Consider the following 6,398-nt stretch of genomic DNA (forward strand, 5'->3'; position numbering starts at 1 on the left):
GTGCGTCGGTGCGTCAGTGGGCAAGGTTTTTCAAAAGGCGCTCGATTTTTCTTTGGTTGTAGAACCCGTGGATCGGAAATCTGACAGGGGATTCAGCCCCTCGCAGATGCACGACGAGTTCGTGGCGGGTCCGGCTTTCGATCGAGTAGCTCTCGATCTCTTGCGCTTGAAGGGTAATCGTCTGGACTCGGTCCGTGAGAATCAAAGCCTCACCCTCCGTTGCGATGAATCGGCGGCGGGGACGGTAGAGCAGCCACACCCCAGTTGCTGCCGCCAGAGCCACTCCGAGGGCTTCTGCCCACGACCATGTGAAATTGAACACAAGCTGCTGGAAGGTGCCGATTCCGAGGATCAGAGAGGCGATCAGCCCCTCATGCGAGTGAGTGGCCAGTCTGCGACGAACGGGGCTGGGTGGTGTCATCGTGGTGTTGGAATTCACCCGCTAGCTCCAGTGGGTTCGGATGATGACTGTGCCCCGGTCTGGATGATAAATCATTCGAGCAAACGTGGCGCCGTCTCCGGCGGGTATGTCGTAGGTAACCGTTCCATCCCTGTCCGTCGTCTTCTTGGTCTCGGGGTCGACGATGCCTGGGCAACTCTCCACCCATTTCGAGATGTCAGATGGATTCCCGAAGAACGTCACCCTGAATCCACGGGTGAACATGCTGCCGCTGGTGGTGATGGTGAATCCTTCCACGTCCGTGGGGAAAGGGCTCAGACGGGCCCATTCCAAGGTCGCAGCACGGGCGCTGGGTTCTGTGAAATAAGGGTAGCCGGGCGGCCCGGGTGTGATGCCGACACCCAGTGCCAGAATCACGAGTCCTGCTACGGCGGAAATGCCGCCCAGAAGAACTCCGCCGATGAAGCATCGTTTGCGTCCGTGTGCCATGATTTGAGAAGGACTGTCGCAGCAATGGAGCTGGCAATTGAGTCCTTGCAAGCAAGGAGAAAACGGGACTGTTAGGCGCGTGAGGTCTATCACGCCCATCTTTGCGACACCATCGACACCCTTTTGGTAAGTTCACCGAAGTAGGGAAGGGGAGGTTTTTTTGGCGTAACTTGGAAATAGGATGTCGATGGTGTCGCAAATTCCATGGACATCGCATCTGTCTGACGTGGAGGCGTTGATGGCAGTTGGGGAAAAGCAGGTGCTGTCGGCCTCCCCACCTGATCCTCCTCTTTGGAGGTACCCAACGTTGACTCGCCTAGGGCTCGTCCAACGTTGGGCTGTGTTAGAGATCCCCGCTGGGGATCAACTTCGAACTGAGACGGACGCTTCCAGGTGGTTCCCTGGCGGGTCGGTTCTCAGTTGATAGTCTCCAGAGCGGATTTGGGCCTGAAAGGCCCACAGAGCCCAGCCCAGGGGCAAAGGCCACGAAGTGGACGGAGACCCCCTGGGTGTCTCCGCAGAAGGTGATCAGGTGAGGATGCTACAGAATTCCCTTTCTTCCCACCGCCCTCAACACCTCCAGGTCAATCGGAGGTGATGTCGTGCGCTGCCTGACGTTCGCGGCAAGATGCGTGCGCTCCCCTAGCAGCTCCCGAGTACCCAAGAGATGCACTACGGCTTCCCAATCACCTTAGCTGGGAACTTCGGAAACAATACTGAAGTCGCGACGGTTGCAGACGGAGAGTTGTGAAAGGTCATCTTGCCCTTCACATCGCAAAGCCAGACCTCTTTGGCACCGTAAGCAAAATAGAGCGTCAGCTTCTCCTGCATTTCTGCCTTGGAATTCGACGGAGAAAGGATCTCCACGCAGAGATCAGGCGCGGCGGTCAAAGTGTCATCTTTCGCGTGAGCCTTCTGAAAGGCTGCGGATCCCCACGCCACGTCTGCTACTTTCACCCCTTCAGGCGTCTCGATTGCCGCTTCCAGCAGGAGATAGCCAGATTTGGTCAGCCGGGACAGTCGGAGATGAATGTCGGACTGCTGCTGGCTGTGCCAGTGTTTCGTAGGACTCATGACAATCTGCCCGTAGCGATTGGTCTCAATTTTGTAAGGCAGATCGGCCAAAGACCGATCTGCGCAAACTTCATCCCAAGTGAGTCCTGGCATAGCCAAGTAGGATACCCTACACCTCGTACGTTGGCAATGCCGCCACGTCGAACTTCGGCAGGCCGCACTCTTCGGCGATCTCGTTGAGCGCCTCGACTTCTGCATCCGTGAAGAGCAGGCCGCCCGCCTTGGCGGTGTGGCTAGCGTTGTCCGCCTCGGGTTGCCCGGGCAGCATGCACTTTTCGTTCCCGTGACCCAGGATGTCCTGAAGGACGGCCTTCACGTTCTGGGATTGGTTGCGCCCCTTAGCGAAGAGACCGGAGCCGATCGCATCTGGATGAATCACCTGGAAGTAGAAGCTGCTGGTGCGCTTCTCGCCTGCTTCGAGAGGCTTGTCCTTGAAGTCGGGATGGCCGCCGCCGCCACGGATGGTCGGGAGAGAGCCGCCGATGAGGGCTCCCATCACTTCGATTAGCAGGGAGAGGCCGTAGCCCTTGTGCGCACCAAAGGGCAGTAGCCACTGAGCCTTGTGCGGGTCGTCGGTCGGGTTGCCTTCAGCATCCACAGCCGCGCCGGGAGGCAGGGGCTTGTTCTCACGACGGAGTTGTTGCACGCGACCCATGGCTACTGTGGAGGTGGCCCAGTCGATCACGATCGGGAACCCGCAGGCATCCATGGTCGGCAGACCCCAGGAGTGCGGGTTGGTGCCCAGCACAGGGAACTTGCCACCAAAGGGCACCACCTCACCGAGAGTGGAGGTGCAGTTGGTGTAGGCGATGTACCCCTTCTTGGCGGCATCCATGACGTAGCCACCGCCCCAGAGGTAGTGGAAGGCGTTGTCCACGCTCACCTGACCGATACCGTACTGGTCGGCCAGCTTCATGCAGGTCTCCATGGCCTCAAAGGCCACGCTCTGGCCCAGCTTGAGCTGCGCGTCCCACACCTGGCTGGCAGCGAAGGGCTTCTCAATGACCTTGATCTCGGCACCCGGTTTGCAACCGCCCACGGCGGAACCAAACAGGTGGTCCAGATGGAGGGCCTTGATGGCATTGTGCGTGCGGATGCCATGCACGGAGGCCATTTCACAGAAGCGGGCGGCGTCTTCCGCCTCAGCAGCGGTGTATCCGCGGTGGGTGTAGGCTTTGCGCACCAGATCGTTGTGCGCAGCGGTGGGAAGAATGCGATACGTTGGCATGTCAGTAATTCGGTAACTCGGAAATCCAGTGATTCAGTAATCCAATACTCCAGTGCTCCATTTTTCCAGCCGACTCAGAACTTGTTGGCCTGGATGACGTCCTTCTCGCCCTTCAGGTAGTTCACGAGGTTGAGGGTGGCGCGCATGGCCTGGCGGGGCACGCTCTCGTAGGTGCGGGAGCCAATGTGCGGGGTGATGAGGGCCTTGGGGTGCTTGAGCAGCGGGTGATCGGCCGGCGGGGGCTCTTCATCGAGCACGTCCGTGGCGTAGCCGCCTACGGTGCCAGCGTTCAACGCCGCGATCATGTCGGGCATGTTTACCAGCTCGGCGCGGGAGGTGTTCACCACCAGCAGGTCCTTGCGGCAGAGCTTGATGCGCTCGGCATTGACCAGATGGCGAGTGGACTCGCTGAGGTTGGCGTGCAGGCTCAGCACGTCAATCTCCGGCAGCATGGTCTCGATTTGCTCATGACGAGTCACGCCGTTTTCGGTGGCGAAGGCCTCCGGCCAGTAGGGATCCAGGGCGTGCACCTTCATGCCAAAGGCGATGGCGCGCTTGGCCACTTCCTGGCCGATGCGGCCCAGGCCGACGATGCCGATGGACTTGTTCCAGATCTCATGTCCCGTGACGCGCTTCCACTGGCCGTTGCGGACGGCATTGGCGGAGTCCACGAGGTTGCGCACCTGGGCCAGCAGGAGGCAGAAGGTGTGCTCGGCCACCGTGGTGTGGTTCACACCGGGGGTGAAGAGCACCGGAAGCTTGGCGGCAGTGCAGGCAGTGACATCGATCTTGTCCAGGCCGATGCCGTATTTGCTGATGACCTTGAGGCGGGGCAGGGATTTCTCCAAAACAGCCTGGGTGATTTCGTCGTCCCCGCAGAGGAAGGCGTCGAACTCACCAGCGAGTTCCAGCATGCGGCTCTCTGGGAGAGGCCCGCGCTCACGGTGGATCTCGAAGCCCTGGGATTCGAGCAGGGCGTGGTGGTCGCCAGGAGTGTCCTGGTACGAGGTGGTGGTGAGGAGGACTCGGGTCATGGGCTGGGCAAAAAAGGCGGAGTGGGGGACATAGCAGAAGCTCCGCGAGAGTCCAGCAAGATGGCAGGGCCGGGATCAGTCGATGGACAGCGGAGGGAAAACGAGTAACTTCTCCACCCCTCTGGCACATTCCCGGAATCCTGAAAATCTAACATCTTTATATGGAAAAGCAGCTCGACAATGGCCCCCAGCCACTGGACGCCATTCTCACAGAACTGACGATCAGCAATCATGACCTCGTGGCCGCCTGCCCAGAGCCGCTGACTCACAAGGCGGTGCAACGCGCCCGGAAAGGCCGCCGCCTCACTCCCAAAATGAAAGTCCGCATCACAGAAGCCCTCAACGGCCTCCTCCGTGATCGCACCCTGGACCGCCAGTTTGCGCTGAAGCAGCTGTTTACGTATTGAGCCCCTTTTTCTCGGAGCGGATCAAGGGGCCAAACGGAGCCTCTTGTGTCGAAGCATGGTGGATGCGCGTTGAGTTTTCGCGTTTCATCCCGATTGAATCATGCTGATCTCATTGGCATACTTTTGTGCACCCTGGCGCGCTCACATTGTGAGGGGTGTCCTCGCGGAACACGGAATCGACTCCCACCTATGTGGTGAAAATGCCATGTGCTTTTATGGCCCAGGCTCAGTTTTGATGGGAACCTTGTGGGTGGAGCAGGATGACACGGAAGATGCGCTGGAGATCCTGGCAGCCACTCCCGGTGTTCTCAATTCCGATCCGGCCGCTGATCAGTCCCCTGAGATGAGGGAGACGGAAATCGACGGGAGCTTTCAATCTGAGCCTGACTTCCCGAGCCTGTTGATTGGCTTTGTTGGCCTCTTCGGGGCGCTCGCCGCAGGCTATCTGGTAAACTACCTGTTCTTTTTGGTGGGTGTAGAGATATCGAGGCTTCCCGGCTTTCACGTGCATTTCGGTTTCGGGATCCTGGGCGTACTGGTGGCGGCATCTGCTGCTGCACTCATGACTCACATTTTGTTCGGTTTGATGGGGAAGGCGAAGAGGGAAGGTCTGTGGGGGCGATGCCTTCTCCTGATAGCGGGACTGGTGACGGTAGTAGCGGTCGCGATCAATTTGTATTGATGGAAACCTGCCATCTGCGAGACAGCCTGAAAAAAACGCCGCACCCCCCTGCATTGGGGTGCGGCGCGCACTACTGCATGTGGTTCACTCTACTGAGAAAACCGCTGGTCAATTCCGCAAGCCAGACACCGGCTTGTAGTGGTGGTCTTCGCCGCCCTTGAGGGAGCCGAAGTCGATGCCGAACACTACAAAGCCTTCGAAGTCCGGAGACTCGTCCGTGCAGCCAAAGAGGCCGACGAGGTCAATGTGAGTGTTGTGTGAGGGACGCCATTGAACCGAAGGTCCGATCTGGAACTTGTGTTCGCCATTGTCGCGCTCACCGGCCACGTTTTCGTATTTGAACTGCATTTCGAGGCCAGCTGAGAGCACCTGGTCGATGATGGTGTAGCTGATACCCTGAGTGACCGCGAACTCCTGCGCCTCTTCGCCGCTGGTCTCACGCTCATAGACGAGGTTCAAACCCCAGTGGAGCCGCGGGCCGAAGTCGTCACCGAGGAGGAGCTTGAACTCATAGACATCGCTGCCGTAGTCGTCATCGGTGAACTTGTACTCCCCGTACAGGGTGGGGTTCAAGGGAATGACACCCCAGTCGGCGAGCGCCCAGCGGAGCTCGACGGCAAAGTCCTTGTTCAGGGTCTCGCCCTCTTCATGCACCCAGTCATAGTAGAGGTCCAGCTGCATGCGGTAGGGCAGGCCGATCTCGATCTCTTCAATGAAGAGGTGCTTCTCAGGGGCGTCGTCATACTGACGGACGCGCCACCACTGCTCAAATCCGACTTCCCACGGCTGACGCTGGAGGTAAACGCGTGTGGTGCTGAACCGGCGGTGACCGGTCCACTCGGGCTGGTTGTAGGGGCCCACGAGGGCCTCTTCGGCCAGGGAGGAGCCGGTGGAGGTTTGGGTGGGAGGGGCATTTACCACCACGGTGGGAAGCGTGGCGGAGGGTTGTGCAGCCATAGCCGCTCCTGCCGTGAAGACGGCAAGGACGGAGGCCAGGGAGGGTGTGAGTTTCATTTAGACTTGGTTGTTGTCTGGTTGTTGCACGTCTCGCCTGTGGCGGCCGGGATGGTCGCCATCAGGAGAA

General features: G+C 59.3%; 8 protein-coding genes. 2 read left to right on the forward strand and 6 right to left on the reverse strand.

Annotated features, from left to right (window positions below; genetic code table 11):
• Positions 1–13: 13 nt before the first annotated feature.
• From BV034_RS07315 to BV034_RS07335, 5 genes are all read right to left on the reverse strand, one after another.
• Complete coding sequence (locus BV034_RS07315) at positions 14–421, reverse strand: hypothetical protein (RefSeq protein ID WP_050025611.1); 408 nt, start codon at positions 419–421, stop codon at positions 14–16.
• A gap of 21 nt (positions 422–442) precedes the next feature.
• Entirely contained in the window at positions 443–889 is a 447-nt protein-coding gene (locus tag BV034_RS07320; protein ID WP_050025612.1) for a hypothetical protein, read from the reverse strand.
• A gap of 672 nt (positions 890–1,561) precedes the next feature.
• Complete coding sequence (locus BV034_RS07325) at positions 1,562–2,161, reverse strand: Uma2 family endonuclease (RefSeq protein WP_081887646.1); 600 nt, start codon at positions 2,159–2,161, stop codon at positions 1,562–1,564.
• Complete coding sequence (locus tag BV034_RS07330; protein ID WP_050025616.1) at positions 2,073–3,191, reverse strand: Ldh family oxidoreductase; 1,119 nt, start codon at positions 3,189–3,191, stop codon at positions 2,073–2,075. The genes BV034_RS07325 and BV034_RS07330 overlap by 89 nt, the downstream gene beginning before the upstream one ends.
• A gap of 74 nt (positions 3,192–3,265) precedes the next feature.
• Positions 3,266–4,225, reverse strand: coding sequence for a phosphoglycerate dehydrogenase (locus BV034_RS07335; RefSeq protein WP_050025618.1), 960 nt, complete (start codon positions 4,223–4,225; stop codon positions 3,266–3,268).
• A 161-nt stretch (positions 4,226–4,386) separates the two neighbouring features.
• Here BV034_RS07335 and BV034_RS07340 point away from each other — a divergent pair, with 161 nt between their 5' ends.
• Both BV034_RS07340 and BV034_RS07345 read left to right on the forward strand, forming a co-directional pair.
• Positions 4,387–4,632, forward strand: coding sequence for a hypothetical protein (locus BV034_RS07340; RefSeq protein WP_050025620.1), 246 nt, complete (start codon positions 4,387–4,389; stop codon positions 4,630–4,632).
• Positions 4,633–4,732: 100 nt separating this feature from the next.
• Entirely contained in the window at positions 4,733–5,314 is a 582-nt protein-coding gene (locus BV034_RS07345) for a hypothetical protein (protein ID WP_265592742.1), read from the forward strand.
• A 108-nt stretch (positions 5,315–5,422) separates the two neighbouring features.
• Here the strand turns inward: BV034_RS07345 and BV034_RS07350 are convergent, their stop codons facing one another.
• Entirely contained in the window at positions 5,423–6,328 is a 906-nt protein-coding gene (locus tag BV034_RS07350) for a transporter (RefSeq protein ID WP_265592743.1), read from the reverse strand.
• Between the last annotated feature and the right edge of the window lie 70 nt (positions 6,329–6,398).

The sequence above is a fragment of the Verrucomicrobium sp. BvORR034 genome (genome assembly GCF_000739635.1).
In the GTDB taxonomy this organism is placed as follows: Bacteria; Verrucomicrobiota; Verrucomicrobiia; order Verrucomicrobiales; family Verrucomicrobiaceae; genus Verrucomicrobium.

Excerpts from the sequence above, each read along its gene's own strand:
- BV034_RS07315 (WP_050025611.1), bottom strand. The coding sequence starts at position 421 with ATGACACCACCCAGCCCCGTTCGTCGCAGACTGGCCACTCACTCGCAT.
- BV034_RS07320 (WP_050025612.1), bottom strand. The coding sequence starts at position 889 with ATGGCACACGGACGCAAACGATGCTTCATCGGCGGAGTTCTTCTGGGC.
- BV034_RS07325 (WP_081887646.1), bottom strand. The coding sequence starts at position 2,161 with ATGCAGAAGTCGAGGCGCTCAACGAGATCGCCGAAGAGTGCGGCCTGC.
- BV034_RS07330 (WP_050025616.1), bottom strand. The coding sequence starts at position 3,191 with ATGCCAACGTATCGCATTCTTCCCACCGCTGCGCACAACGATCTGGTG.
- BV034_RS07335 (WP_050025618.1), bottom strand. The coding sequence starts at position 4,225 with ATGACCCGAGTCCTCCTCACCACCACCTCGTACCAGGACACTCCTGGC.
- BV034_RS07340 (WP_050025620.1), top strand. The coding sequence starts at position 4,387 with ATGGAAAAGCAGCTCGACAATGGCCCCCAGCCACTGGACGCCATTCTC.
- BV034_RS07345 (WP_265592742.1), top strand. The coding sequence starts at position 4,733 with ATGCTGATCTCATTGGCATACTTTTGTGCACCCTGGCGCGCTCACATT.
- BV034_RS07350 (WP_265592743.1), bottom strand. The coding sequence starts at position 6,328 with ATGAAACTCACACCCTCCCTGGCCTCCGTCCTTGCCGTCTTCACGGCA.